The sequence below is a fragment of the Nonlabens antarcticus genome (genome assembly GCF_015356755.1).
Classification (GTDB): domain Bacteria; phylum Bacteroidota; class Bacteroidia; order Flavobacteriales; family Flavobacteriaceae; genus Nonlabens; species Nonlabens antarcticus.
In genome coordinates this window covers 361,573-386,285 of record NZ_JADFCO010000066.1, presented here as the reverse complement: position 1 = coordinate 386,285, position 24,713 = coordinate 361,573, and the positions used below count along the sequence as shown (strand labels likewise).

Below are 24,713 nucleotides of genomic sequence, written 5' to 3'. Positions count from 1 at the left end.
CCAAGTTAGTTGAAATAGGCGTGACTTGGATCAAGCTTAATTTCCTCAATAATTTGATTGTAACGACTAGGCTGGCTTATTTTGATAGTTAATTCCTTGTACATTAATAACTGGCGTGTCAAAGAGGCATTCAAATCCTCTTCTAGAAAATAATGAGATTTATCTTTTCTAAGAAATATGGTGTAAAATACGGACCTGCGGCATATCGTTTCTGCCATATCCCATTGACCTAGTTTAGTGTAAACTTCCGTAAGATTATTACAGGAAATGAGATAGATATGCATTATAGGAATATTGAAATTGATACAACTCTTGATATTTACCATTAATTTTTTCGCTTTCGCGAAAGCGGAACTGTATTCTTTCAAAGCTTGACGGCTTAGACAATCGACTAAGTCGTTTCCCATCATAGTAGTTTCTTTCCAATCGTTTTCTAAATGAAGAAGCTCTGACTTGCTCATAGGATTTTTATTTAATATTTTGAAAGTATTTTTAAGAATTGATCCCTATTTAGATATTGAAAGTAACGTGCCTCCGCAAGAAATTTTTCATCTAAAAAAATCATCGCAGGTAGCGAGAATGGTTTATTTTTCTGACGTGCCATCAATAAAGGAATCTGATGTACTGGATTTCTTCTTTTACTGCGCTCATTGATGAATTTTTGACCACCAAAGTGGATGGTATCTGTCGTTTCTACATTCATCTTTACCGCATAGTACTCCTTATTGAGTTTATCAATAACGGCTTTATCAGTGAACACCTCTTTCTGCATACGTAAGCAGGGTCCACACCAGTCTGCATAAAAGTCGATAAATACTTTTTTAGGGGCGATCTCTAACGAGTCTTCCAACTGTTCAAATGTAAGCCAGCGAACCGCTCTCTCTTTTTGGGAGAAAGCGGTCTGGCTTATTGCAAAAACAATCAAAAGAAAACAAAAACAATTTTTCAACATTTATAAGGAATTAATTTTTAATCCCACGTAAACGCTTCTAGGCGATCCAGGGCCATATACATAATTACTATCCCGATTTTTACCGGTATCAAAGTCATCCTGATAACTATTAGTGACGTTCTTTACCCCACCGTACAATTCCATTCCAGTGCTCACTCTCGGGATTTCAAATTTGTAGCCCAGTCGTAAACTCAATTCTGTAAAGGAAGGAGTAACATCATACTCATCCACTAACTGTCCAGTTCCCTCACCAGCAAAGTGAGAAATATCCATTTTACCCGTGTATACAAGATTTGCACTCGCACTAAGTTTTCTGTTAGGGTTCCAAGTCAATGTCGCATAGCCATAGTCATTAGGTGTTCTCAAAAATTCTCTTTTGGCAGGTAATCCTTCAATGTTTTCTACAGCTTCATCATACAAACTAGATTGTATGGTAAATCCAGCCTCTACTTCTACTACGTAATCGAAGTTAGCTCTGGTTTCCAATGTAAATCCCTTTACCGTTGCTCCATCACCGTTGCGTTTTTCAAATCGTTCCCCAAACGCATCTGCTCCTAACGGAAACTGATAAAAAGCATCATCCAAATGTGTATAAAACCCTTCTACTGTAAATCCCGCAATAAAGTGTTCTGTAGCTTTATCGTAGTTAACGGAAGCGGTATAACTGTTAGAACGTTCTTCTTTAAGGTCATCAGATAAGGAAATTCTTGAAACTCCGCCTCCTGCAAATGCTATGTGTAAATCGGTATCAAAGGATTGTGGTGCCCTAAAACCTGTTCCCCATCCTAAACGGAATTGGGTAGTTTCTGCCAATTTATAGAGTAAAGATGCTCTAGGACTCACAATAGCATGATCTACAAGGTTGTGTTTATCAACTCTAAAGCCAGTCAGGAAGTTGAAATTTTCATTGATATCCCAGTCGTTTTGAAGAAATGCGCCTATGTTTTTAGTTGTTTGATCAATCAAGTAATTATAAGGTTCAATCTCATCAAAGACATCATCATAAACATATTCTGCACCACCGGTTAGAACCGTATTGCCTCCAAGAAATTCATCAAATTTATGGTTGTATTGACCACCTCCTTGATGTGTTACTACGTCAGAAATTCCATAAGGAGGATCTGCAAAAAAGTCTTGTTGTCCCGCAGCATCATCAGGAATAATCCCGGTATAGTGATCTCGATCAGTGCGCTGACCGCCATAATAGAATATGAGTGAGCTTTTGTCTTCGTTAAAATTGATCTGATAATCCAGACTACCAAAAATTACGTTGTGGGTGCGTTCTTCAGACTGTTGCGCGAGATACGCCGGCTTATCAACAATTTCTCCTCCATAACGATATTCGTAGATACTGGTAAAGCTAGCCTCTAGTTTAGAATTATCTGTGGGGAGAAAAAATGCATTCATCCCAAATGTGTTATCCTTAAGCTGTGGTAATTCAGAATAATTATCATCATTTGCATCGTAAGCTGATCTTGTACGACGGCTCACGAAAAAATTTGCACCCGCATTGCGATCATCCGTTACTACTGTGGCATTACCGTTAATCAAAGTTTGATCTGAGGATCCATCAATACTTTCATACATATAGTTAGCGCTGTAGCCATTTTTCTTCGGGATTTTAGTAATGACATTTACGGTTCCACCTATGGCGCTGGATCCATATAATGCAGAAACTCCACCGCGTACAACCTCGATGCGCTCAATCATATTAGTAGGAATTTGCTGCAAACCGTAAAGACCGGTTAATGGACTAAAAATAGGACGACCATTAATGAGAATTTGAGAGTAACCACCCTGCAATCCATTCATCCTAAGCTGGGTGTAGTTACAAGTTTGACAATCTGTTTCTACTCGCAATCCCGGTTGAAATCGTAATCCTTCAGACAAATCTGTAGCAACGACTTGTTCTAGTGTTTTACTGCTTATCAAGTTTACTATCACTGGAGAGTCGGTTTTTCGCTTTGCAGTTCTTGTTCCTGTTATTACGATTTGATCCAGACTATTCCCGCCTTCATCCAGTTCAAAATTAACCGTAATTTCAGTTCCAGAAGTAAGGTCTAAATTCTTCCCTTGAGCGGAATAGCCTTGCGCTTGTGCTATCAAGGTTACTTTTCCAGAAGTCGCTTTCATTGAGAATTTCCCGTTTGCGTCAGCATTTGTTCCTTCTGTACCTCCTTTAATGTACAAGGTTGCAAAAGAAACTGGGTTGCCGTTGCTTGTTACGGTACCTTTTATAGTTGCCTTATTATCTTGAGCGATCGCTGTTGCCGCTATCAATAGAATAAGAAAAGTAATTGTATTTTTCATACTACCTAATTATGTTTTTTAGTTTAATGATATATTTATTAGGCAAACCTAATATTTTATTACCGTTTAATAAAAGTTATCTTTGAATTTATTTCATGATCATGTTCACAACCTCAGAGGAAAACTACCTCAAAGCCATATATAACCTACAACAAGAAGAAGATAGCGGCGTTTCTACGAGCAGTCTCGCAGAGATTCTGAATACAAAAGCGGCTTCAGTCACAGAAATGGTAAAGAAGTTAGCTGATAAAAAGCTTGTCCACTATAAGAAGTATTACGGTGCGGAATTAACGAATACCGGTATGAAGCAAGCACTTACTGTGGTAAGGAAACACCGCTTGTGGGAAACGTTCCTAGTTCAACATTTAGGCTTTCAATGGGATGAGGTCCATGAGGTCGCAGAGCAACTGGAACATATTAAAAGTGAACAGTTAATTGAGGCGATTGATAAGCTTTTGGGCTATCCTACTCAGGACCCGCATGGGGATCCCATCCCTGATAAAAATGGAAATCTCAAACATAAGAATCAGCAACTTCTTTCTGATATGGAGATAGGAAGCACTGGAATCATTGTAGGAGTGAAAGATAGTTCGCCTACTTTTTTACAGTATTTGGACAAGGAAAAAATTACTTTAGGTACAGCATATAAGCTTTATAGCAAGGAAGAGTTTGATCACGCTCTAGAGTTAGAAATTAATGGAAAGCCTCTCCGCGTTTCTCATAAGATCGCCTCTAATCTGTTCGTAGAGGAGAAATCCTAACATATTTAATCCTTATTATGTTGATTATTGTTGCTGTGAAGTCCTGCGTCTTAAACTAAAACAAGCTTTCAGGTTTAATTCTGCTAATAAAGGTGTAATACAGCCGGTAGAAATCACCTCAACTGGGTCATTTTGTACCGACTACTGAATTCTTTAAGCTTTCGCGAAAGCGTTTAAAATATTGATAATCAAACACTTATTGTTTACACCACATTTTTAAAATGTAATGGCACGTGCATTGCCTATAGACTATCAACGAACAATTAGTTTTTATGAAAAAACTTGATTTCAATATATGTCCTGCCTGCATGCACAAAGAAACTTGTGTGCTTACTCATGAAAAAAGCCAGGTCTGGTCATGTAGTGATTTTGACGAGAAGGTAGCAACAGCTAATCTTCAACCACAAAAAAACAATTTACAGAAGAAACGCCTGCAGCAAATGGCTACGGCGTAATATTAAAAGAATAAAGCTATGATTTTTAACGCATTACTAACAGCACTAACAGTCAGACGATCACAAGAACAAAAGTTGGTTTTTGAAACAGGACAACCCAGTCCTTATAAATTTTCCAATACCAGCAGATTACGTCACAGACAATCTAAAACAAACTTTTTTTAGGGAATTATGAATTGGAAAAAAATTAGACTCAGGCTCGCTTAAATCGTGACAATGGTTTAATTTGATAAACTCAATTCCTACATTTACAATATTTATGAGTCTGTGTTTTATTTATAGATAAGTTATAAAGTGAAGCCTTTAAAGTTTCTGCTTCAACTGGTTAACATTTATCTAATAATGAGACGAGAGTCAGAAAAAGATTATAAATTATAAAAGCGTAAAACAAAGCGCTTTTTAATAACCGTAAATACCCCTATCAAGGGTTTCTATTATGACAACAATGACAAAACCAAAGGAGAAGTCCAAAAAAGTGCCTTTAAGAGGAATGATGGAAAACGTTATGGAGCAGTTCAATAGTGCTGCTGACCACATTGACCTACATCCTAACATTCGCAAGATCCTGAGTATTACTAATAATGAAATTATTGTTCATTTTCCCGTGAAGATGGATAGTGGTGATGTAGAAATTTTTACAGGATATCGAGTTCAACATAATAATGCTCTAGGGCCATATAAAGGTGGTTTGCGTTATCATCCAACAGTTGACATTGATGCAGCTCGTGCTCTAGCAATGTGGATGACCTGGAAAACGTCCCTTGCAGGATTGCCTTATGGTGGTGGAAAAGGTGGAATCCAGCTAGATCCTAGTAAATATTCTCAAAGCGAATTAGAGCGTATTACCCGTAGATTCACATTTGCACTTGCAGATAACATAGGACCAGAGCATGATATTCCTGCACCTGATGTAAATACGAACAGCCAGACAATGGCATGGATCGCAGACACTTACATGAGTACTCGTCCACCAGCAGAACGTACTGCAAACCAGCATGTAGTTACAGGTAAACCAGATGGTAGTGGTGGTCTTGAGGGTCGTGATCGTGCAACAGGTTATGGTGTTTTCTTGAACATCAAATTCTGGGCAGCGCGCACTAACGTAGAATTGAAGGGTAAGAAGTTTATCGTTCAAGGTTTTGGTAACGTAGGATATTGGGCATCTCACTTTTTAGAAAAAGAAGGAGCTAAACTGGTTGCGGTTCAAGATGCTTTCGGTAGCATAGAGAATCAAAAAGGGATTACCGTTGAAGATCTTTTTGAATATACCAAATCTAATAAAGGAAGTATCGTCGATTTCCCAGATGCTGAAAATGCAGATAAGGATGCATTCTTTGCAACAGATTGTGATATCTGTATTCCAGCGGCACTTGGAAACCAGATCACAAAAGAAAATGCTCCAACTATCAAAGCGACATTAATTGCCGAAGGCGCTAATGGACCAACAAATGTTGAAGGAGAGCAGCTACTTCTAAAGCGTGGTGTAACTATTATACCCGATATTCTTTGTAACTCTGGTGGTGTTGTAGGTAGTTATTTTGAATGGTTACAGAATAGAAATGGAGAGTTGTGGCAGCTGGATGAGGTAATTGCTAAACTTGATAAGAAAATGAAAGAATCATTTGATAAGGTTTACGAATATTCTGAACGTGAAGGAATGGATCTACGTACATCTGCCTTTTGTATCGCTATCAAACGTATCGAGAAAGCATATATCCAACGCGGTATTTTCCCATAAATCTTGATAATTACTGTTTTTAACAGAGCAGTAGTTTTAAGATAAAAATGAGTAAAGTGATGCGGGATTTGAGATTGTGATGAGATACGTTTAATTACGTAAATCTAATTACAAATGTTCATTTCCCACATTCACTGCGTCCTAAAATGAAAGATGCGAATGTTTAATGAGGGTTTTATAAATGAAAAAAAGGCTCTGTTTATAGGTATAAATCTGTGATTGGAACAGAGAACTCAGGGAATAAAAAGTATAGAGGATTATTAGAGGGTGTGGGAACATTCATCATAATTCTAAATGTGGGACTGGAAGTCTGAGGTTGGTAATTGGTGCTTCCACCTGCATTGAGTTATGGGTTTGTGATTACATATTGATATTTCAATATTGATCTCTCACGCACCTTCTACCTCTTATTTGCAACTTAATAATTGTAAACTAATAACTAAAATCATGAAATACGGAAGTTTAATATTGGAAAAGAAGGAGTACGTTTATTTAAAACGCATACTCAATATATCGGGCTATTCAGAAGATATCGAAATTAAGAAATCGTTACAGAGACTGAGCGAGGAATTGAAAATCGCGCAGGTGGTGGATGAAGAAGACATGCCTAAGGACGTTATACGTTTTAATAGTTCAGTTCTTGTTTCCTCTGAAAAAGGCTGGAAGAAAGATTTACAAGTAGTAATTCCCACGGAGAAAGACTTTGAGAAAGGAAAGATATCTATTCTTACTCCTATGGGCGCCGCGCTTTTTGGATACTCAGAAACTGATGTCGTTGAGTGGGAGTTTCCAAATGGTAACCAGCAATTGAAAATTGAAACTGTTACTCAAGATGAGTCTGCAGGTAAAGTTGAAATGCCAATTTAAATTTAAAAAATCATGGAAGCATTAAATCAAGAAATCTACAGTCATGATAACGATGTAGATGTAACTCACAAAATAAACAGTATTGAGCTGGATAACTGGATCAATCACTTAAAATACATCAAGAAAGAATTACAAAACTTGATAGGTTTGTATGGTGACGATCTTATTGCTAAAATGCAAGATCAAAGCGTTCTAGAAAAGTTTCAAAAGAAAGATTCAGAGAATGAGAATTTGATCAGCGCGCTTCACAGATACATGGATTCCAGGAGGGACATTATTGAATGTGAAGACACGCATTGTGATATGGTTTTCATTACAGAGCATGAGAGCTATAGACGTAGTTATCTATATCATTTAGATAAATACAGAAGATTGAAGGATGAATTCTTCAATAAAGCTCAAGGAAAGTTTAGCCTTGTCAACAACAAACCATAATAAGACTACTTATTGGAAACTGAATCGCAGTATAAAATTGACGCTTATAGAAGGCTTTGCATTAAAAAAGACCTGATTGAACTGAGTCAGTGGATGGATAGCATTGAACATTTCAATATAGAAATGGATCATTTGAAACTTATCGAAAAACAACTTCTGAAAACTGTATCCATTGAAAATCAGCTGCAAGGAATGCGCAGAAAAAATACTCTGGTCATGGGTTCACTTTGTCAATACGAACAAGAGCTTAAAAAAGAAATTGAATTTGGTAAGCGAGATTATGATATTGCTAGAGCGAAAGAGCATGAAAAGAGAAGAGATCAGTATATGATGTTGATTACGGAATTTCGTCAACTTAAAAATAACGTATATCTGATTCTCTCTAATTATCAACGGAAATAAGCGTTTTTCAAATCCGTTTAGTGATTGCAAGCTCTCGTCGGTAAAGGTTGATTCTCAGTAAATCGGTTTCTCATTACTCATAAAATTTTAAGTATTATAATTCTAGAGTTTAGATATTACTTCTAGAAGCACGTATTTTATTTTGTTTAGTTCGATTCTTATTTTTCATTACGATTATGTTATTCCGTCACAATTTATAGGTGACCTAATTTATTAAATCACTGTCGAGGCCAAACAAGTCTTGACAATGATTTTAAGTTTCAATACCATTTATGAATCTAAGTATGGCAACTCGTAAAATGAGATATAATGCGGTTTCGATAGGGTTTCTGGATGTTGGTATTTCTTGAGTTTTTATTGATTGCTTAGATTTTATAAACTTGTTTCTAGCCAGCAATTACATCTCACAAGTGTTGAACATTTAATCGACGATTCTGATCAAGGGCATGATATTGATTTTAATTTAAAACCTTTATTTTAAAGGTTTGCTAAAATATTCAAACCAAACGGCTACTGTAAAGTTACCAACCAAGATAAATGATTCAAACTACTAGAGACAAGTCTTTTTTTCTTTTGAATTACATTTGCGTCATGGCAAAAGCTGGAAAACAAAAAAATACCAAGAACAAGAGTAAACACTCCAAACTAATGGATCGAAAGAAAAATAAATTGCGAGCAGAAAAGGAATTACGCACGCAACGTTTGAAGGAAATAATTAAAGCTTCCAAGGCGCATAAGGTTTCATAGTTTCCCTCAAAAGGGTTAATTTTCGATAGCGTCAAAATAAACCCAGTGTCCATTTTCTTTACAAAATCGTGAGTGTTCCTGAATGGTTTGTAGCTTCCCTGCTTCTTTAAAATGAGCAGTAAATTCAACGGTTCCAAGTACATCATTCTCTAATCCCATGCTCGTTTGCGTAATTTCTAACTTGATCCATGTAACGGACTTAGTCCATAATTCAATTTCTCGCATTTCCTCATTTGTCGGTTTCTGTGAACTATGATGACTGCGTGATAGATAGTTGGTATTGCCTAGAACAAAAGCACTATATCTAGAACGCATCAATTGCTCTGCTGTTCTTACCGCTTTGATATTCTTGTGTGCTATGGAGCAGCAGTTCTTGTATAGATAAGCTGAATGGCAAGGACAAGTCATTTTTAAGTCTTCCATAGGCCTTATTTACGAGGGGAAATTATGGGATTAGATTATCATAAATTTTCCACATTACACAAACTTAAATTAGATCGTTTTAAACCATTACGTTTTAAATGTGATTACAATATTCTAGCCCAAAAAACCATTTAGGTTAATAGATGAGAAAGATAACTATGAAGATTTAGCGCTGGCGGTATCCACAATTAAACTACAGTGTCTTAGAGATACCAATGTTGAGGAATTTTACGATTAAATCCATACTGTCATAGTCAAAATTGTACATCACGTCAAAAACATCACCGGCTACTGCGTTTATAATTACAGTTCCTGTAGCACCGAAAAAATCTCTTGTTTGTTTTGGTTCGTTCGGCTCTAATTTAACTTGAGCTCTATTGAGATAGCCTACCAAGTCATTATTTTTATTCACGATAAGAGAGAAGTTTCTATTTGTAAATGGAAAATTGGTTACTGATAATTCCGCATTTATGATGTAATTCCCAGTGCGTAAAACTTTAATTTTTCCATCACCTAATACTTCATAAAATTTATCATTCCCCACCAGTACATTTCCTGAACCTATAGGAAGGTTCAAAAATTCTTCTTTTAATGTGGGTAAATTACCGCCCACTTTATTTAAAATCAACGTATTTACCGTGGCATATTCAAACAGGCTCCATGCACCATTTGTTCTGATAAAATAAAGATCAACAGTGCTGTTGTATACCATGGTTCCATCTAATACGTCTGTAATTGCACGCATTTGACCTTCCGTCATTCGTGGTGGAACTAAGGACCCACTGATCCCTCCTATTTCCAGTGCAGATCCATCGTCGATATCATTTGCTTCTACAAGAATTCCAACAGCATTTTGACCGCTCATGGCGAAAGATGACAATCCTCCAATTGTTAGGAATATGATTGATATGCAGTTTAAATAGAGACGCATGCTATTGCAACTTTGTTATGGCGATATTCATAATTTTCGCGTCCAGTTTAACTAAATTATTATTTATAACATAACGGAGGGATATTTTTTGATCTTTCATTACAGGATAAGTAATTACTCCACTGGTTCCCCATTGATTATCTGCAGGAGTTGTTGAGTCAACGCCATCTGGTAGAGGAAAAGTAACATTACCGCGGGAGAGGTACCCTCTCAAATCTTTAGCCGCTACACCATCAATGAATAAACCAATAATGTATTTATGAGATCCTCCAGGGAAATTATCTATCGAAAAACTTGCAGTAATCAGATATATTCCATCCTGCTTAATAGTTATCTCACCCGGCTTAGTTACCTTAAAAAAGACTGGATCAACATCGGTAATAGCATCAGTAGCATCTAACGGAAAGTTATAATAGGTGTTTGTTTGAGTATTTATTAAATTGTTTCCCGTCTCATAGGTAGCATTCAAAACTATCGAGGGAATATCTATTTGAGCGAGATTTACCCACCTGGTTATCCGGTACGACCATAATGATCCCGTATCCGAGTTATAAATAAGTGAACCAGTTAGAGGTGTTGGAATATTCTCCATTTCCTCGGTATTCATTCTAGGGGGAACAAGACCTCCCGTTGTGCTGTCAATTTGCAAAGCAGAACCTGGTGACAACTTGAATGTATTAATGCCGACTTGTGCAGTAATTGTAAAAGAGAATAGGAAGATAAATAAAAAAGTGTAGTATGCCTTCAAAAGAGAACCATTTAACGGTAATCAAATGTATTTTAAAAGTATCTGATTGACAAGTATCAAAGATTTTATAAAATCCTATTATGCTGAAATATAGATACTTATACTTAATCGTATCAGAACTAGATTCTAATAAGAAATTTTTTATCGATAAACAGTTGTTTCTATAGAAATATTGTCTCTAAAATCAACTGATAATTCGATTTGTAAGAATTCAAACGCCGACTTAAACTTACATAGATCCAGGTTTTGTGTGAATTGAAATTAGATATTTTCCTTGGCTAATAGATTAGCTATGTAATTATGGATTGATATTATATCTCAACATCGTTATAAATACATCTACTTGTAAAACAAAAACCTCCATCGACTTTAATAATAATTCTTCTAGACTCAGGGATACTTTAGTATTTCAAAGCTCAAACTTAAAGTGTCAAACCATTAGACTACTATTCCATAAGGTTGATAAAACCGTGAGCCAAACTCTGCGTTTAAAGGAAGTATAGGAATTTTTACGCTTTAACCTTTCGCGAAAGCGGAAACGTATTTATCAATGTAATCGGACTTATATTTTGACTTGTATTGCTGTATATATCTGGGATGCTCTAGTGGAATAATTGATTTAAAAAAGGAATGCTTTTCATTAATTTGATGTAAAAATTTGAGATTTTTTCCAGACCCTAAACAAAAGCAAGTCTCGCTATCAATTCCCAAGTTTAACTGTTTTTGCAAAGTTGAGATTATGAAAGGAGTCACTAGCTTTTGTAGTTCTTTACTATCATAATAATTATAATTGAGCCATTTATCATTCTTTTTGTGGATAAAACCCAACGGTGAAACTGAGTTGATATAAAAGTTTTTGTAGAACTGGTCTACACCACCGTACTTCTCAATCATATCGTAAATAAACACGCTGGAAGGCTCGTGATTGTGATAGTCACTGTTTATGCCACAAACACTTCGTAATCTTTTAGGATCAGTGAAGGGCACACCTGTGATAGCGGCACCATGTCGTCCAGGGTTAATTCCTATAACCATCCTGCGCTTATCATCATCGTCATAGAATTTTTTATAAAAAGTACTGGATAATGATAATGCATCCTTATTTTCCTTAAACGGATTCATAACCTTGATGTCCTTGGGTAACTTCACTTGTAAATTTAATTGCTTGTTAAATGCAATCATTCTATCTGCGAAGGTGGTTTTGTTTTTCATAGGCATTTTGAACTGTTTCATTAAAATTTACGGCACTTTGATGATAACGTAGGTTAACGGGAAAGAAGTCTTATGAGTTAATCTGAATAAACAAGAGTTCGCCCAATTTGTGTTTTACTCTATCCGCAATATATCAAATGGCGAATTGCTATCATGTTTGATAAAAGGTCTTTCATTTTCATTTTTTACAATTTTGGCTTTAATTTTAAATAGCGTTCCTACCTCATAATCCCGACTTAATGCATCAGGGCATTCTACAGGCATGTCTTGGGTAAATGGTTCCTCACCTGCTATAGGTCTAATCAAAACCTCGCCATAAAGACCGTTCATGTTGTGAGGTCTATAACTTTCCACTACAATAAAATGATAGGTTTCATCTTTCATAATCGGATCTCCTTTTAATTCTATAAATTTTAATATATATATATTACCAGCAAAAAATAGTTCAAAAACTAGTCAAACTTTAAACCACTTATTTGTCTCAATTTAATGCTTTTGATTTGATATTCAAAAGCTAATCAAAAAACCTAAATTTCATATTAATAACATATCTGAATCTCACGTCAACTTTGACTTTCTGAAAAGTATCTTTAACTTATTGATCTATATCATTTCAATATCTTGAAATATATCATACTCTGAACTGAAAACCATTACTATTTGAGATTCCTTATTACTACCGAATATAGAACCTGTAACTAACCTAGAATTTTTTAACATCTCACATTGTTGATTAGATATTTTAGACTTCTTAAAATCTTACCGTCACTAGCGTCTCTTGTGAAGCAATGAAACTATGGATTTATGATTAGTTGTGTTGGAATACTTGAACTTTTCCATTGAAATTACCGCGCTCTTTGCTCACATAGCTTTTGCTATTTTCACATCTATGTGACGTAATCTGCAAATTCTTAAAATAGTGACTGTATCCACTTTTGTGCTACCCAATAATTTAACGGAGAGAAAGTTTTAATTCCCGCACACAAGATAGTCGCTACCATTTGCACATCTAATTCACTGATTTTTAGGCAAGAGATTTTCTTTAAAAAAGATGTATGCTGCATTTTCATTGAAGATATTTGAAACATAAATAGCTTCAGCAAAATAATCGTTGCAGATCATTTTTATACCATGCAATCTAGTGCAGAAATAATCTTTACTATTCTTAGATGCCCGACTGTCAACTACCAACCATGCACTCTACTCCTAGCTAAATTATCATGATTTCAATTAATAAATTTCTCAGGTTGATCAATTATTTTACCTTTTTCCTTATGTGAACTCAAAACCTAAAATCATGAGAGGTCGTACGTAGTTTTCAGAGTTGGTTTATTTTCATTTTTCATTCTATAAACCTTAACCGCAAATCTATTATCATCTTCTTAAAATTCAGTTTTATTAGGATGGTTGGGTTAGATGATTAAGCGACAAGTTGAGTAAGTAATCTGATAATTTAGGGAATACTGATAGATTTCATTCTACAATGCGAATACTTGAATTAATGGTTTTACAATCTTACTTACCCTACGTAAATTTGATTAATCTATACCGTATAATTTTCTATTTCTAAGAATATCTTATCACCAGTTTGAATTCTACATAAACGATTTAAATCATTATCTGCAATTTGTAAAATTCTAGGATAGCCTCCTGTAGATTGAGCATCTCGCATTAGAACATTTAGATTGCCAGTGGGAGTTAATTGAACTGTTCCTGGCAATACTGGCGCTGTTTTAATTTGAGGAATATCAACGGACACGTTGGTTGCAAAAGAATAAGCCATCCGGTTCCATGAAGCAGACAGTTCAAATTCTTCAAACTTTAGACGTTCTTTCCAGGAGTCTGGCAGGTCCGCATATTCAGGACCAGGAAATACCTTAATCGTACCACCTTCGTTTAATGCTTTGATTGGAAAAGATTTTGAAGTATTTAAAGTACTGTGATATTCTAATGTCTGATCTTTTTTTAAAAAACCATTAGAAGTAATACCACTATACATGGATCTACTACCCAAAACCATTTGAGTTTGCCATCCTCCTTGGATCGCGAGATAGATAAAATGACCGTGTGTCACGCGTCCTATATTCAAAATGTCAAGTGCATTAATTTTGATGAGTTGGTTTGCATTAATTTTTAGATTATTCAATAAAAGTGTATCAATTTTACCCATAACAATTATATGAGTAGGCTCTTGAAATTTTATGGTAGCGCCCTCAATAATCATTTCAAGTATAGCGGATTCCGCTGGGTTGCCTAAAAGAGCATTAGCGTTACCTGCCATATCTTGATCCATACAACCAGAATGAGGTATTCCCAAATGTCTATAGTGAAATCTACCTTCATCTTGTATGCTGGTATAAAATCCTGTTTCTAAAATAGTTGCTTTAGCCATTTAAGAATTTTTCAGGATTAAGATTTTCACTCTTTAGAAATTCAAATTCTGCTTTATCTATTTTATAGAAACTCACGTTATCTGCTATTTCTAAAAATCCAGGTTGCGCCCTGTTTACATCAAAAAGTGATACTGGGGTTCTCCCTAAAACATACCACCCACCTGGAGATTCTTGTGGATATATACCGCACTGCCCAGCCGCAACGGCTACACTTCCTGCGGGTATTGATCTGGAAGGTGTTTGTTTTCTTGGAATCTGCAACTCTTGTGACAAGCCTGATAAATAAGGAAATCCTGGTAGAAAGCCTATAAATTCTACCTGATACAATCCTAACAAATGCTTTTCAATAACAGATTCTCTAGAAAGATGACAGGAGGTGCTTAGTTCAATTAAATCTTGTCCGTCTACATCATAATAAACAGGTAGCTTCCAGGTTTGAGGTTTTGATATAAAATTGGTTTTCAAAACACTCAATAGGTCCTTCACTTCAAGTATAACAGTATTTGTATTCAATTTACTAGATAATAATAAAATGAGAATCGTTTGGTAACCTTCATTGACCGCTACTTTATGGCCATAATAATCTTGAATGCTTTGAGCGGCAGCGTGCCGCTCTGATAATAGATCTTGATTGGTTTCTTTCCAATAAATCTCAATTGCTTTTGTACCTACTAACCTGTATTGCATTGAGGGTTTATGCAATGCTAATGTCATTTTGATCAAGTAGCTTAATAAGCTCTGGCAATTGTTTGATTATTTCAATATTATCTCCGTGAATGCAAAAGGAATCTGCTACCATCGGTATAATAGTACCATCACTAGCAACTATCCTTTTATTTTTGATGAGCTCTATTAACTGCTGTTTTACCTGATTTATAGTTGTAAAGACACCGCCCGCATCAGCTCTGGGAATTAAAAAACCATCTGCTTTATAAGCTCGATCTGCAAAAGCTTCTTTCATAAATGGTTGCCCATGCTGTTTACACTTTTGATGTAAAAAGGAATCTGGAAGACTATAAATGGGCGTACTAGGGTAAAATTCCTGCAATAATTCAACAGTCCAGTTAGCATATTCAGGTACATGGGCAGTGGCGTGATATAAAGCGCCATGCATTTTTATATGGTGCAGCTCAGAACCTATATCTACCGCTGCTGTCTGGAATTGCTGAAGTTGTTTTAGTACGCTTTCGCGAAAGCGGACTCGAGACCATTGCATCTGTACTCTTCCAAAATTTTTGGCATCCTCAAAAGAGGGATGAGCACCCGCCTTTACATTGAATTTTAATGCTAATTGTAAGGCTTGCTTTATGCTTTCTATCGTTCCAAAATGCCCACCGCAAGCAATGTTACAAGAGGATATGTAAGGCATGATTTGGGTATCATTGCCCATTCCCTCTCCTAAATCGCAGTTGAGATCAATGGTATAATTCATAGCATTCCAGTAACAATTGCCAGTGTTTTGGCACCTAAAAATAAGCTAATTAAAACGACTGCTACTGCAATCAGGTTGAGAATCCAATTGTTTTTGAACCTACCCAAAACATTTGTATTTACGAGCCAGAGAAGTATAATTGCCATGATGGGGAGTAGTAAACCATTTGCCACTTGAGCAAAGGTGATTACCTTCAACGGCTTAAATCCTATAGAAGAAAACAACACACCCACACAAAGTACCACCATCCATACGGCACGGAACTTCCAATTTTTTAGATCAGCTTCCCAGCCTAGACAGCCTTGAACAACGTATGCCGCAGCTAATGGCGCTGTAATAGCACTAGTGATTCCTGCAGCAATAATTCCAACAGCAAAAACGGAAGAGGAAAATCTACCATAAATAGGCTCCAACGACATCGCGAGATCTGCAGGCGATGATATTCCCTGGCCTTGCAAACCGGTTGCGGCAATGATTATCGCCATGGAAACAATACCACCTAAATTAACAGAAATAATAGTATCCCACCGTGCATATTTTAAGTCGGTGTTATGTTTCCATTTTTCTTTAACTAGAGATGCGTGTAGAAATAAATTATAAGGTACCACTGTGGTTCCAATCAATCCCAGAATTAATAATAATTGATCGTCCTCAAAACTGGGAGAAAGAAGTCCGTCAAGGATTAGATTAAAGTCGGGTTTAATGGCAACTGCAACAGCTACAAAAGATATTCCCATCAATAGTACCATGCCTATCAGTACTTTTTCGAGAATTTTATAGTTCCCAATGAATAAAAGGATAAACGCACACAATCCAATTATCAAAGGATGATACCAGGCAGCGCTGGTTAATACTTGTATTCCAATTACACCACCTGAAATGTTACCTGCTTCATAGGCCGCATTACCTATAAATATGGCACTGATCATCAATAAGATCATTGCAATACGGGCCGTTTTGTTCTCCAGTTTATTTCTAACAATTTTAGACAAGCCATTGCCAGTAATCAACCCCAGTCTTGCCGCCATTTCCTGCAATACGATCGTTGCTACCATAGAAAGTAACATGGCCCAGAGTAGGCTGTAACCATATGTGGCTCCGCCTTTAGTACAAATGGTAATGGTTCCAGGGCCTATAAAAGCAGCGGCGACTAATGTACCTGGCCCTATATTTTTAAAGATTTTTTTCAAGGGTTCCAGCTTGTTGTAAGGCATAGATACCAAAACTTCCCAGCCAGTGACCGCCTGCATAATCGTCTGCCACTAGATTAGGTAATGTATTTGTAATATGTGCATCTGCAATTTCAATGAGGGGTTGATACTGCTCATACTGTGCAGCAAGACCATAAAGAACCCAGGAACGGCTCAGGTTTAACCCATCAATATGAACTAATTTACCATCGCTGCGATCACTAACTTTTCCTATTTCTATAGCGAGCTTCCCTTTTTCTATTTCAGGTAAAAACTTTTGAAGCCAAGGATGAAATTCTGCCGCGGGAAGGATACGCCTCATAATATCTACTTCTTCCAGACAAGGCGATAGAAAATCATAGCCGCTGGGTTCCCAGGAAATCGGGCAGTCTACATCATTTTTATAAAATTCCAGTGCTTTGGTTTCTATTGCATTTTTTAAATTGTCGGCTTTTGCATGTAGCGCATAATCCCAGGCAAAGACCATCCCAAAAGCTGTATTTGAATGCTCCCCTACCCGTATGGCATAATTGAGTTTAGGTAAATACTCTACATAACGCTCCACCACTATATCTGTCAGCGGCTGTAAGTCTGCCGCCATATTCTGACCGTCTGGTGTTTGCCAGGTATCCAGTTCTTGCTGGAGCTTCAGAAGCCATGCCCAACCATAAGTGCGTTCAAATGTGGTATTATTTTCGGTGTTTAGATAAGCTACCTCAACTGCAACATTTGCCGAGGTAATATTTGCTTTGAGCTTTTCCATTAATGCTGCTGCATTATTTACTTCTGGAAACTTTTTAAGCAATGCTACAGCGCTCCAGTGTCCATGAACGGCACTGTGCCAGTCAAAACAGCCATAAAACACTGGATGTTGAACTGTAGGACGTTTTTGATCTTCTGGTGCAGCAGTCACATGCCCCATTTTGTTGGGGTATTCCTGATCGACACAATGAAGCGGCAGCAATGCAAGGTTATTAGCTTCTTCTAACGTGAGCTGCGGTGTATCTATTTGATCCACTAGGCTTGCCTCCTTTTTATTTTCAATATTAAACGTTGATGATTTTTCCTGACATCCTAATAGAGTAAATAATAAAGCAACGAGGAAATTTTTCACAAATAATGTTTTGGTGGTGAAGTAAATATATGAAAGTCTTTTTCTTTACTTCTATGATCTGCTGTTTAACAAAAAACGTCGTTCGGTTTCATTTAACGTGTAGAATTTATTTAATGTAACCGTGATATAAAATCTACGTTATAAAATTAAATAAGCACGCTTTCGCGAAAGCGGAATAGCATTCATTTACTAAACCATTTTAACGTTTCATTGCAAAATGTCCTTTGAAGTTATGGCCATCCGGAAGATCGACCGTAAACCAATAATCTGTGGAAGGAAGTTGCTCGCCATTAAATGTACCATTCCAACCAGCAGAATTCCCCTCAATCTGTGCTAGAAGTTTGCCATATCGATCAAAAATGAATATTCTGGAGTCCTGCAATAAATTTGTAGGACCATAAACATTCCAGTGATCGTTGAATCCATCACCATTAGGAGTGAAAAATTGAGGAACCCCTATTAAAATAATTTCAGCCTGGTCAGACCAGCAACCGCCAACGTCTCTAAAGTACACCTGATGTATCCCATTACCAGTTTCCACACTCTGGAACTTGTACTCTAAACCGTCACCGTTAGGAGCCATATCATACCATAATCCATTATCCAGTCTTACCTGATATTGAGTATTCTGTACGTTTAAATTATTTTTTAGAGTTGCGGTTATCGTGTGCGAGTTCCATACATCAGATACATCTGCAGTAGCGCCGTAACTTAAAGGCTCACTGCCTGACTTAACGCTGGTAGTCGCTGTAATGCTACATCCCGTGTTGCGATCGATAACGGTAACCGTGTAATCTCCAATTTCTGTCAGGGCAATAGATCCCTGACTTGCCTCTAGTTCTTGGGGCCCGTTCCCTTGATCAATAGTCCATGAAAATTGATAATTAGAGACGGTTAATCCGGTTGATATTGCTGTGGTTACGGGTTGATTTTTGTTTGCTGATTTACAAAGTACATATTCTGGTTCTAACAATATTTCTGGTAAACCATTGAGGTTGAATTTTATATATGTAGTTTCAAAACAGCCAGTGGATTCACTAGCTATTCTAACAAATATGATGCTCTCGCCCACTGAAAATTGATGAGAATCAGGTAAAGCATTGCTGCCTGAGTCTGCTTCTTCTTGTGTGGAGTGATATGAAACTTTGACATTAGCAGCGTTCATCGACACTCTTTGATTATAAGTGGAGAGGTCTATGAATTCTAAACCTACACCATCTTGAGGGTTGTCGCAAATTTCAATACTAAAAGGTGCTGTAACTACGGGAGCTTCATTTACTACGATATTCAACGTTGCCGTAGCGGTGTTAATTGGATTTCTTTCACCATCATCTATAACGGTAACTTCATAATTTGTAGAATTTTCTGGTAAGACTTCATAAGCTTTACTGCTCGCGAGCACAGTTGTACCGCCCACTTCTCGCCATTTATAACTAAATCTTCCTTTTGATTTTTCAGGGTTTGTAATAGCGGTCAAGACTATAGGAGTCAAATCATTATCACAAATTTCTGTTTGACTTGTTATAATCGTTATTTGCATCGGGCAAACAGTGAGATCGAGCTCAAAGGAAACGGCTTCTTTGCATCCAGCTTTTGCAGTGACATCGTATATGTAAATGGTAGCGGGATAATTTGAGAAGGCATCCCTAGATATTACATCACCTTCATTATAAGCAATTCCCTTACCATTAGGCTGGGTATAATAAGACTCAGCACCAGATAGATTTCTTCCTGAAATTGCGGGAAAGGTAAAGGTATCACAAGCTTCAATAGGAGACGGAACATCCAGCTGTGGCGCTTGATTGATTGTTAATTTAAATGAAGTTTGAGGTTTGCAATCTTCTAAAGATTTTGAATCGAATGCATATAAAGTAGTGGGATAAGATGAGAAATCTGAAAAATGCAGAACATCACCTTCTTCAAAAGTATCTCCTGCCCCATTAGGCTGTGTATAGTATTGCTGACTTCCAGAAAGATTTGAACCTGTAATTATAGGCAGCTCCAGAGACACACACACCGCTGTATCATCAATCGGGTCAATTCCTGAGTTAGTCTCGCTACCAGTTATGGCGACATTTACTGTTTCTTCAGTTATGTTACCGTTGACATCAGTTACCGTGAGTGTAATTGTATTCATACCAACATTAGAACACGTGAAAACATTTTTACTTAAAGTGAAAGATTCAATCCCACAATTATCGGTGGGAAGAGATTCTGTTATATCGGCAATTGTAATTTCTGCGAGTTGGCTTTCATCTAAAGCTATTGTGAAATTCTTTGTTATGACTATTGGGTTTTCAACATCTTTTACGATGACATTAAAAGTACAGCTGGTTACCACACCATTCTCATCAGTAGCCGTGTAAGTTACCGGCGTAATTCCAACTGGAAAGAAACAACTGGACTCTAGCCCTTCGGTTTGTTTTATTGATGAAGGAATAAATCTAAAAAGATCCATGCTGGTATCTGCCTCACCGCTGGTTTCCTCCCAGGTCATCGATGTGATATTTTTCCACTCTGGTGTATCTGGAAAGTTGACCTCTCCAGTTTCTGTAGGAATAAATTCTGTCCCGCAATCTCCAGTTGTAAAACGCATATTTGTAGAACATGCATAAAACCGTGTGGGTGTAAACGGCTGTCCGTCGTTGTAAGACCAGGTATTAGAGGTAGACTGGTGAATCAAAGCACCTTCCCGGTTTTCACAAACGCTGGAAGGTGCATCAATATGGCTGCGCCCTACACCATCTAATCGCATTCCCTTCTCCATATAGGGTGAGCTGTTGACGTTAGGCCCATCAAATAGCATAACGATTTCTTCTAGTACTGGAGTGCCAGGAAAAAATGCATCTTCAAACCGAACGACCGCTCCACATTCTCCCGCTGCCGCATCCACTATAATATCTTCAGGACAAACTAAATCTGCTGAATTAACATTTACATTTACGTCAATTCGTGGGTGTTTACTTTCAGTGTTCAACGAAATGGCTGTAACCTCTTTAGCTTTTGGGATCGTTTTCTCAATTGGAACCACCGCTAAACAGAATGACAGCATCCATAAAAAAAGATATGATTTTGTAAAGCGATTGAAGTTCATTGCGTTAGACTATGGGGGCAGTGTTTTTTATTATCTACACAAAACTATTCTAATAAGAATTTTAAATCGCTGATTACTGCTTTTAATCGTCGAAATACATGCTAAAAATCAGATTAACGGTGTTTATATTGAGTCGAACTAATCCTACGATTTCATATTTGAACTTCTCTTCCATCCCTCGTGACAATTAATCGTTTAGAATTTGATAATTTTATTTTTTCGCGAAAGCGGATATTATACTAAAGATTCTATTGTTAGCCACTGCTATAAATGCTGGACTGCTAAAGTGCTCAGTTCTCCATCTATTCATTAAAATAAACAATAAGGCTATGAGGAACGTGAATTAGGTCTCAAGAATAATTTACTTAAGTGTGTGAATTATCAGCACGCATAAATGCAAAGAGCCCAAAACAGCTGGGTTGAATCCCACCTGTTTCAGGCTCATTTACCATTTTGAAAACTGTAGATTAGATCATCTACAAAATTTATCTAGACTCTCAGGGGTTTATTTTTCTACAAGCAATGAGTGCCTCGCCAGCAGTCCAAAGTGCTGCCCCTATAGACAATATATCTTTTAAAATAAATTGTCCAGGCATAGGAGAGGCAAATGGAAAACCATAGCCTGCTTGCCATGCCGCAGGAGTAGTAATTAGAAAACTCAGGGTGCACACAAACATTAAAGCAGCTCCCAGACTACCAAAAGCAGATAATTTTGGGCTAAATTCCCTTAATGCAATAAGCAATCCTAAAACTATTTCAATGGCACCTATTAGAATAGAAAATCCTTGAACGCTCATTATATCATATCCCCAAGACATCAAAAAACTATTTTCTATAAGTGGTTTAATACCTTCCGCCTCGTAGGTGGTGAATTTTAATGCTCCTACATATAGCAATACCATTACTAAACCATATCTGATAATAAAGGCTCCAATTTCAGTTAATCGTTTTCCTGTTATCTTTTCCATATTTGAAATTTTTGTTTTTTTTCCAGGTTTATAAATCGAAACCTGTAAGACCTAAAAAGTTAAATGCTCCTGGTTGTCCTGACCCACTTTGAGTATTGTCTAAGAATATTTGTTGTCTAAATTCAAGTCCACCATTTGTGACATCAAAAATATTCATAGAGAAGGACTGGAACGCTCCTGTATTATATAAGAACCTATTGTCTGCAGTCACGTAAACATCTTTTGAGTCTCCCGGTGGCATAACTCCCTTTCTTGTTTCAAAAGGAAGTGTTCCCGTAATTGATCCACCAGAACCTATAGAAAAAGGAGTCACTATATTTCCTTTGAAACTTGAAACATACAATCTATCGCCAGTGGGACTTACAACCGTCCAACAAGCTTCGTCAAGATCGCTGCCATTTCCTGTATTAAAATTAGCCATTTTATTTACAGCAGAACCTGTATCAGTAAGAACTACCATACTGTTTTCTGCTTTTGCAGCAGTAACATTAAAGTTGGTAGAGTATAATGTAGTGTTGCTATTAGGAGCCCAACTAATACCTATGGTTCCCGCTATACCTTCTTCTTCAAAAAATCGTGGGTTAGATACCACTCCGTTTGAGAAATCATAAATGTAAACACGACTAGGATGTTGCTCTTCCAATGAAGGGCCATCGTTCAAAAAGTGAGCGATGCCCCATAAAGACACGGCTAGTTTTGACCCGTCCTCACTAAAAAGAACTTCCACTGGCCCGCCATTTTCACGGACAAAGTTGTCCATCACACCTTGAAAATTCAAACTTCCATCAGCCGTATTGAATCTAAATAAAGCAATATTTCTTTCGGCATCAGAGGCGTCGGGCTGTGTAAGATCCATCGCGTGAAATGCATCATTTGGATAACGTTCTACATTAGGAGCATTTTTCTGAACGTTTGGATTGTTCCATTGATTTCCCACCATAACCCAAAACTCTGTAGTGCTGCCACTGACTGGAGTACTTGTTATACTTACAGGACGCGTTCCACCCGAATCTGTATTACCTATTAATGATAAATCCCCATTACTTTTATCCAATGAAAAAACGGAAACCGTATTACCGCCAGCATTGACGTTCAAAAGGTAGTTATCGATGATCTTAATGGCGCCTTGTGCGTCAAAATCACCATGTGCATCACCACCGACCGACACATTAGATCCTCCTAAACTATTCGTAATATAAGCTGTTTCATTAGCTAACATTCCATTATCCATTCGGTCAAACCTAATAACCTGATTTGTGGACTGGCCGTTAGTAGTAGTGTAAAGATATCCAGCAACGGTATTGCTATTATTGTCATTGTAATCGTCATTGTTTGAACAACTGGTTGCTAAAACAATTGCTATCCCGCAGAATAGCGAAAGAATTGATTTTTTCATGGTAATTTTTTTTAAGATTTCTTAAACCATCAGATTATTTGATTTGATTTCTCCCGTTCAATTATGAACAATTGTTCCATTAAACGGCTCATCTCAATTCCGATAGCAATTTTTCCAAAAGTATAAAGTAGAACCTTTTGGACTTATGAAGATCTTTCCCTAACTATTGTAGATTTTACCAATCGCCCTCTAAGCGGGCGTTCTTTTTAAAATTCATGGGAGTACTGTTAACATTTTTTTTGAAAAATGTAGTAAAATGACCTGGATCAGTAAAGCCGATTTCAAATGCAATTTCCCCAGAACTCATATCAGAGAAGAGCAATAAACGACGTGCCTCAAGTACCAGCCGTTCATTAATTATTTGCAAAGGAGTTTGATTACCATGTTTTTTGAAAACGTTTGCTAGCGTTTTGGGTGATTTGTTCAATAGATCAGCGTATTCACTTACTTTGTGTTTCTGTTTAAAATTCTTTTCGACCAGCAAATGCATTTTGCGCATCAAGTCAAATTTTTCGGTAGATAAGTCTTCGTTATCATCTTTTATAATGGCCAAACGTGTTCCTTTTATTATGAGACGTTTAAGCATTGCGCGAATCATTTCACCTTGAGATTTATCTTTAACTCTAAATTCCTCCTGAAAGATTCCATAAAGCATTTCAAAGTCATTAATTTCTTTTTCATTTAAATCTACTATTACAGGATGTGACGAACCGTAAAACAGAAACCCGTTGCAAGAAACTTCTTCATCATTGTCTCTGATACAATAAAACTCTCTATTAAAAATAATAGCTATAATCCCGTCTTGCTTTTTTGGAATATAAATATGGTTAAGCGGCGTGCAGAATACGACTTGGTTTTTCTCAAGGTCAAAGGAACAACCATCAATTTCAATATCACTTATCTTATCTTTTGCCCATATGATCTTGTAAAATTCTCCAGCCTTTAAGAGCTTATAACTCTGTAAACAATTAAAATCAGTAAGATGAATATTACTTTCTTCTAGAGCATTCTGGTAAATGAGATCCATTTATATTAATGAGGTTTTTTAAAATAATTGAAATACGATATAAAAGCAAGTCACGTAAATATACTAGAGTTTGATAAAGGTAGTACTTACATTGTCTTAGAATAAAACCATGGTCGTT

Annotated in this window: 24 protein-coding genes; 7 read left to right on the top strand and 17 right to left on the bottom strand. The window is 36.8% G+C overall.

Annotated elements, in window-relative coordinates; genetic code table 11:
* Positions 1-5: 5 nt before the first annotated feature.
* Genes IQ282_RS12845 through IQ282_RS12835 form a run of 3 tightly spaced genes read right to left on the bottom strand, consistent with a single transcriptional unit; the run spans position 6 to position 3,262 of the window.
* Complete coding sequence (locus IQ282_RS12845) at positions 6-461, bottom strand: tetratricopeptide repeat protein (RefSeq protein ID WP_194852273.1); 456 nt, start codon at positions 459-461, stop codon at positions 6-8.
* 11 nt (positions 462-472) lie between these two features.
* Positions 473-952, bottom strand: coding sequence for a thioredoxin family protein (locus IQ282_RS12840; protein WP_194852272.1), 480 nt, complete (start codon positions 950-952; stop codon positions 473-475).
* Positions 953-3,262, bottom strand: a complete 2,310-nt coding sequence (locus IQ282_RS12835; protein WP_194852271.1) for a TonB-dependent receptor — start codon at positions 3,260-3,262, stop codon at positions 953-955.
* A 101-nt stretch (positions 3,263-3,363) separates the two neighbouring features.
* Between IQ282_RS12835 and IQ282_RS12830 the strand changes: the two genes are divergently transcribed.
* The 7 genes from IQ282_RS12830 (at position 3,364) to IQ282_RS12800 (ending at position 8,667) form a co-directional block, all read left to right on the top strand.
* Positions 3,364-4,023: a metal-dependent transcriptional regulator gene (locus tag IQ282_RS12830; protein ID WP_194852270.1), complete on the top strand. Its 660-nt coding sequence runs from the start codon at positions 3,364-3,366 to the stop codon at positions 4,021-4,023.
* Between the two features lie 272 nt (positions 4,024-4,295).
* Positions 4,296-4,478 carry a hypothetical protein gene (locus IQ282_RS12825; RefSeq protein WP_194852269.1) on the top strand — a complete coding sequence of 61 codons (183 nt, stop codon included), beginning with the start codon at positions 4,296-4,298 and terminating at the stop codon, positions 4,476-4,478.
* A 436-nt stretch (positions 4,479-4,914) separates the two neighbouring features.
* Positions 4,915-6,216, top strand: a complete 1,302-nt coding sequence (locus tag IQ282_RS12820; protein WP_194852268.1) for a Glu/Leu/Phe/Val family dehydrogenase — start codon at positions 4,915-4,917, stop codon at positions 6,214-6,216.
* Between the two features lie 447 nt (positions 6,217-6,663).
* Positions 6,664-7,083 (top strand): GreA/GreB family elongation factor, encoded by a 420-nt coding sequence (locus IQ282_RS12815; protein ID WP_194852267.1) that lies wholly within the window; start codon positions 6,664-6,666, stop codon positions 7,081-7,083.
* A 12-nt stretch (positions 7,084-7,095) separates the two neighbouring features.
* The gene (locus tag IQ282_RS12810) at positions 7,096-7,518 is read left to right on the top strand and encodes a hypothetical protein (protein WP_194852266.1); all 423 of its coding nucleotides are present in this window, start codon (positions 7,096-7,098) and stop codon (positions 7,516-7,518) included.
* 12 nt (positions 7,519-7,530) lie between these two features.
* Positions 7,531-7,920, top strand: coding sequence for a hypothetical protein (locus tag IQ282_RS12805; protein WP_194852265.1), 390 nt, complete (start codon positions 7,531-7,533; stop codon positions 7,918-7,920).
* A 591-nt stretch (positions 7,921-8,511) separates the two neighbouring features.
* Positions 8,512-8,667 (top strand): hypothetical protein, encoded by a 156-nt coding sequence (locus tag IQ282_RS12800; protein WP_194852264.1) that lies wholly within the window; start codon positions 8,512-8,514, stop codon positions 8,665-8,667.
* 15 nt (positions 8,668-8,682) lie between these two features.
* Here IQ282_RS12800 and IQ282_RS12795 read toward each other — a convergent pair whose 3' ends face one another.
* The 14 genes from IQ282_RS12795 to IQ282_RS12730 all read right to left on the bottom strand — a co-directional run bounded on the left by IQ282_RS12795 (position 8,683) and on the right by IQ282_RS12730 (position 24,595).
* On the bottom strand, positions 8,683-9,090 hold the full coding sequence (locus tag IQ282_RS12795; protein WP_228547328.1) for a YchJ family protein: 408 nt from the start codon (positions 9,088-9,090) through the stop codon (positions 8,683-8,685).
* 193 nt (positions 9,091-9,283) lie between these two features.
* Positions 9,284-9,955 (bottom strand): hypothetical protein, encoded by a 672-nt coding sequence (locus IQ282_RS12790; protein WP_194852263.1) that lies wholly within the window; start codon positions 9,953-9,955, stop codon positions 9,284-9,286.
* Positions 9,956-10,022: 67 nt separating this feature from the next.
* The gene (locus IQ282_RS12785) at positions 10,023-10,769 is read right to left on the bottom strand and encodes a hypothetical protein (RefSeq protein ID WP_194852262.1); all 747 of its coding nucleotides are present in this window, start codon (positions 10,767-10,769) and stop codon (positions 10,023-10,025) included.
* Between the two features lie 516 nt (positions 10,770-11,285).
* Entirely contained in the window at positions 11,286-12,002 is a 717-nt protein-coding gene (locus IQ282_RS12780) for a uracil-DNA glycosylase family protein (RefSeq protein WP_228547327.1), read from the bottom strand.
* Between the two features lie 93 nt (positions 12,003-12,095).
* A complete protein-coding gene (locus tag IQ282_RS12775) occupies positions 12,096-12,365 on the bottom strand; it encodes a hypothetical protein (RefSeq protein WP_194852261.1) in 270 nt (89 codons plus the stop codon).
* 1,159 nt (positions 12,366-13,524) lie between these two features.
* Positions 13,525-14,373: a 5-oxoprolinase subunit C family protein gene (locus tag IQ282_RS12770; protein ID WP_194852260.1), complete on the bottom strand. Its 849-nt coding sequence runs from the start codon at positions 14,371-14,373 to the stop codon at positions 13,525-13,527.
* Positions 14,366-15,061, bottom strand: a complete 696-nt coding sequence (locus IQ282_RS12765; RefSeq protein ID WP_194852259.1) for a 5-oxoprolinase subunit B family protein — start codon at positions 15,059-15,061, stop codon at positions 14,366-14,368. The genes IQ282_RS12770 and IQ282_RS12765 overlap by 8 nt, the downstream gene beginning before the upstream one ends.
* A gap of 7 nt (positions 15,062-15,068) precedes the next feature.
* On the bottom strand, positions 15,069-15,806 hold the full coding sequence (locus IQ282_RS12760; protein WP_194852258.1) for a LamB/YcsF family protein: 738 nt from the start codon (positions 15,804-15,806) through the stop codon (positions 15,069-15,071).
* Positions 15,803-16,996: an Nramp family divalent metal transporter gene (locus IQ282_RS12755; RefSeq protein WP_228547326.1), complete on the bottom strand. Its 1,194-nt coding sequence runs from the start codon at positions 16,994-16,996 to the stop codon at positions 15,803-15,805. Before IQ282_RS12755 ends, IQ282_RS12760 begins: the two co-directional genes overlap by 4 nt.
* On the bottom strand, positions 16,980-18,110 hold the full coding sequence (locus IQ282_RS12750) for a DUF2891 domain-containing protein (protein WP_194852256.1): 1,131 nt from the start codon (positions 18,108-18,110) through the stop codon (positions 16,980-16,982). Before IQ282_RS12750 ends, IQ282_RS12755 begins: the two co-directional genes overlap by 17 nt.
* 199 nt (positions 18,111-18,309) lie before the next feature.
* Complete coding sequence (locus IQ282_RS12745) at positions 18,310-21,162, bottom strand: T9SS type B sorting domain-containing protein (protein ID WP_194852255.1); 2,853 nt, start codon at positions 21,160-21,162, stop codon at positions 18,310-18,312.
* A 539-nt stretch (positions 21,163-21,701) separates the two neighbouring features.
* Positions 21,702-22,172, bottom strand: a complete 471-nt coding sequence (locus IQ282_RS12740; RefSeq protein ID WP_194852254.1) for a YkgB family protein — start codon at positions 22,170-22,172, stop codon at positions 21,702-21,704.
* A gap of 28 nt (positions 22,173-22,200) precedes the next feature.
* Positions 22,201-23,568 carry a lactonase family protein gene (locus IQ282_RS12735; protein ID WP_194852253.1) on the bottom strand — a complete coding sequence of 456 codons (1,368 nt, stop codon included), beginning with the start codon at positions 23,566-23,568 and terminating at the stop codon, positions 22,201-22,203.
* A gap of 175 nt (positions 23,569-23,743) precedes the next feature.
* Positions 23,744-24,595, bottom strand: a complete 852-nt coding sequence (locus tag IQ282_RS12730; RefSeq protein WP_194852252.1) for a helix-turn-helix domain-containing protein — start codon at positions 24,593-24,595, stop codon at positions 23,744-23,746.
* Positions 24,596-24,713 lie beyond the last annotated feature (118 nt).

What these genes read in the sequence shown, in the direction of transcription:
- IQ282_RS12730 (WP_194852252.1), bottom strand. Translation starts at nt 24,595, where the DNA reads ATGGATCTCATTTACCAGAATGCTCTAGAAGAAAGTAATATTCATCTT.
- IQ282_RS12830 (WP_194852270.1), top strand. Translation starts at nt 3,364, where the DNA reads ATGTTCACAACCTCAGAGGAAAACTACCTCAAAGCCATATATAACCTA.
- IQ282_RS12800 (WP_194852264.1), top strand. Translation starts at nt 8,512, where the DNA reads ATGGCAAAAGCTGGAAAACAAAAAAATACCAAGAACAAGAGTAAACAC.
- IQ282_RS12780 (WP_228547327.1), bottom strand. Translation starts at nt 12,002, where the DNA reads ATGAAACAGTTCAAAATGCCTATGAAAAACAAAACCACCTTCGCAGAT.
- IQ282_RS12840 (WP_194852272.1), bottom strand. Translation starts at nt 952, where the DNA reads ATGTTGAAAAATTGTTTTTGTTTTCTTTTGATTGTTTTTGCAATAAGC.
- IQ282_RS12825 (WP_194852269.1), top strand. Translation starts at nt 4,296, where the DNA reads ATGAAAAAACTTGATTTCAATATATGTCCTGCCTGCATGCACAAAGAA.
- IQ282_RS12740 (WP_194852254.1), bottom strand. Translation starts at nt 22,172, where the DNA reads ATGGAAAAGATAACAGGAAAACGATTAACTGAAATTGGAGCCTTTATT.
- IQ282_RS12765 (WP_194852259.1), bottom strand. Translation starts at nt 15,061, where the DNA reads ATGCAATACAGGTTAGTAGGTACAAAAGCAATTGAGATTTATTGGAAA.
- IQ282_RS12810 (WP_194852266.1), top strand. Translation starts at nt 7,096, where the DNA reads ATGGAAGCATTAAATCAAGAAATCTACAGTCATGATAACGATGTAGAT.
- IQ282_RS12745 (WP_194852255.1), bottom strand. Translation starts at nt 21,162, where the DNA reads ATGCTGTCATTCTGTTTAGCGGTGGTTCCAATTGAGAAAACGATCCCA.
- IQ282_RS12835 (WP_194852271.1), bottom strand. Translation starts at nt 3,262, where the DNA reads ATGAAAAATACAATTACTTTTCTTATTCTATTGATAGCGGCAACAGCG.
- IQ282_RS12770 (WP_194852260.1), bottom strand. Translation starts at nt 14,373, where the DNA reads ATGGCTAAAGCAACTATTTTAGAAACAGGATTTTATACCAGCATACAA.
- IQ282_RS12845 (WP_194852273.1), bottom strand. Translation starts at nt 461, where the DNA reads ATGAGCAAGTCAGAGCTTCTTCATTTAGAAAACGATTGGAAAGAAACT.
- IQ282_RS12775 (WP_194852261.1), bottom strand. Translation starts at nt 12,365, where the DNA reads ATGAAAGATGAAACCTATCATTTTATTGTAGTGGAAAGTTATAGACCT.
- IQ282_RS12760 (WP_194852258.1), bottom strand. Translation starts at nt 15,806, where the DNA reads ATGAATTATACCATTGATCTCAACTGCGATTTAGGAGAGGGAATGGGC.
- IQ282_RS12795 (WP_228547328.1), bottom strand. Translation starts at nt 9,090, where the DNA reads ATGGAAGACTTAAAAATGACTTGTCCTTGCCATTCAGCTTATCTATAC.
- IQ282_RS12790 (WP_194852263.1), bottom strand. Translation starts at nt 9,955, where the DNA reads ATGAGCGGTCAAAATGCTGTTGGAATTCTTGTAGAAGCAAATGATATC.
- IQ282_RS12735 (WP_194852253.1), bottom strand. Translation starts at nt 23,568, where the DNA reads ATGAAAAAATCAATTCTTTCGCTATTCTGCGGGATAGCAATTGTTTTA.
- IQ282_RS12820 (WP_194852268.1), top strand. Translation starts at nt 4,915, where the DNA reads ATGACAACAATGACAAAACCAAAGGAGAAGTCCAAAAAAGTGCCTTTA.
- IQ282_RS12815 (WP_194852267.1), top strand. Translation starts at nt 6,664, where the DNA reads ATGAAATACGGAAGTTTAATATTGGAAAAGAAGGAGTACGTTTATTTA.